Origin of the sequence: Shewanella sp. 11B5 (assembly GCF_002836795.1) — a bacterium.
Taxonomy (GTDB): domain Bacteria; phylum Pseudomonadota; class Gammaproteobacteria; order Enterobacterales; family Shewanellaceae; genus Shewanella; species Shewanella frigidimarina.
The window spans coordinates 1-2,494 of record NZ_PJAP01001054.1 but is presented as its reverse complement, the minus strand read 5'-3'; the positions used below and the strand labels follow the sequence as shown (position 1 = coordinate 2,494).

Annotated in this window: 2 protein-coding genes; both read right to left on the bottom strand. The window is 44.6% G+C overall.

Features of this window, described 5'->3' with window-relative positions; genetic code table 11:
* On the bottom strand, positions 1-2,013 hold a 2,013-nt coding region (locus tag CXF78_RS20200), incomplete at its 3' end, for an FdhF/YdeP family oxidoreductase (RefSeq protein ID WP_102037762.1).
* The coding region (locus tag CXF78_RS20195) for a formate dehydrogenase accessory sulfurtransferase FdhD (protein WP_180957231.1) at positions 2,006-2,494 on the bottom strand (489 nt) is incomplete at its 5' end. The genes CXF78_RS20200 and CXF78_RS20195, both read right to left, overlap by 8 nt.

Here is a 2,494-nt window from a genome sequence, read left to right as displayed (position 1 = left end):
AGTGGTGTTGTATTGGTCGTGAGATCGCAAACTTTGCAGTAAAAAAATAGCTTGTTGTTCGGCGGATGACGCAGTTGTTTGTGCGTTGCTTGAGCAATCTGCAATAACTGAATTTGGCAACTGACTAGGATTAAATTGAGCTAACTGGTTAGTGGTATTCCAAATAAGCTCAGCAGCGCTATTCCCCAGATAAAACCCGGCAGGTTGCTCGATACGTTGATTAAAGTCACTAAAGCCGTCGATGGTATTTTCGATAAGCTGACGAATTAGTGCATAGTCATCACGTAATGCCAGCCAATCTAGTTTATTTGCGGCATGGTTTGTTGAGTTGAGCTGAGTCGAGCCGGAATGGTTAAATGTTGCATGAGCCATTTGAGCGACAATATCAATTTCAGATAAACATTGTTCTGAGGCGGGTTCGGTCATACCTGTTGAAGCATGAACCATGCTAAAGGTATCTTCAACGGTGATTTTTTGAATGCCGCTTTGCTGCTTGTCTAATTCGGTACGGCCTAAACAAGGTAAAATTAAGGCGTCGTGTGTTACTTGTAAGTGGCTGCGATTAAGCTTAGTGCTGATTTGAACATTCAGTTCAGCATTGCGCATCGCTTGGTATGTAAAATCAGTATCGGGCGCCGCAGCCGCAAGATTTCCACCTAAACAAATTAGCACCTTACTCTGTTTACTGTGTAGGGCTTTAAGGGCTTCGACCACATTGTGGCCCGCTTGCCGCGGTAAGCTGGTAGACAAATGCTGTTCTAAGCGGGTAATAAAAGCGGCAGACGGCTTTTCATTAATGCCCATAGTGCGGTTGCCTTGCACATTACTGTGGCCGCGAACAGGGCATAATCCGGCGCCTTTTTTGCCTATTTGACCACATAGCAGATGCAGGTTAACGACTTCACGAATAATGTCGACCGAATGCTTATGTTGAGTTAAGCCCATTGCCCAGCAACTGATCACGGTTTTACTGTCACTGAACACGGTCGCAGCTTGAATAATCTCTGCTTTTGTCAGTCCAGATTGTTGTTCTATTTTATCCCAGCTAGTGTGTGTAACACTGTGTTGATAATCTTCAAAAAATGCACTGTGCTGCTGTATAAACTCATGGTCGATTTTATCTGGACGTTGTTCAATAATAAATTTAGCCATGCCTCGCGCAGCGGCCATATCGCCGCCTAATTTAGGGGTTAAATACAAATGGCTGATGGTAGTGGCTGCTGGAGTGAGCAATTCTATAGGGCTTTGTGGACTGGCGAACTTTTCTAAGGCAACTTCTTTAAGGTTATTGAAAGTGACAATTTTACCCCCTTGTTTGGCGGCCTTGCGCAGAGTATTCATCATTCTTGGGTGGTTGGTGCCAGGGTTTTGGCCAAACACAAAAATGGCTTCGGCGGCATCAAAATCTTCTAATACTACCGTGCCTTTACCTATTCCAATGGCGCTAATTAATGCGACACCACTAGCTTCGTGGCACATGTTAGAGCAATCGGGAAAGTTATTGGTGCCATAAAGCCGGCCAAACAGTTGGTAGAGGTAGGATGCTTCGTTACTGGCGCGTCCAGAAGTGTAAAATTCAACTTGGTCAGGGCTACTTAAACTGTTGAGCTTGGTGGCGATAATCGAAAATGCCTCAGACCAGCTTACTGGTTCATAGTGATCTGTTATCGCATTAAAGCGCATTGGTTCGGTTAAACGCCCCTGATACTCTAACCAGTAGTCGGTCTGTTTTGTTAGTTGGCGTACCGAATGCTGAGCAAAAAAATCTCGACCAACGCCTTTACCTGTTGATTCCCATGCCACGGCTTTAGCACCATTTTCGCAAAACTGAAATGCACCTTGTTTGTTATCGCCCCATGCACAACCCGGGCAATCGAAGCCATCAGTTTGATTAACACGGAGTAAGTTTTTAAGGTTTTGCTTGGTGTGCTGGCTGCGAAGTACATGAGTAAATGTGGCTTGCAGTGAAGGAAATCCGCCGGCTTTAGTTGGTTTTTTGTGATGACTAGACATGAATTTCTCCGATAGGGCTCAGCGATAGACGGTTAACATTAAAATGACAGTCGTAACTGGAATAATAAATAGGCGCTGAAAACTTGGGTATGTGAATAATATTGAGGTTGTATTTTAGTGCCAGCTTGACCGCGAGTTGGCTTGGCGAAGCTAGACTAATAAGATTGTTAGCGCCAAACAGCACCGCTTTATGGATCAATTCACTGCTACAACGACTGGTGATTAATAAGGTATTACATGATGTTTTTTGAGTCGCGGTTGTTTGCCTTATTAACATGCCGATAAGTTTATCGAGTGCATTATGACGGCCGATGTCTTCACGACAGGCGATAATGTCGCCTTGGGCTGTTAACGCTAAAGCCGCATGTATCGCCCCACTTTGTTGAGCTTTTATTTGGCTGTCGGCAATGCGTTGTTTTAAGGTCTCAAGGTTATTAATGTCAATGGGGCGAGTGACCGGAAGAATAGGTAATTGAGGCAG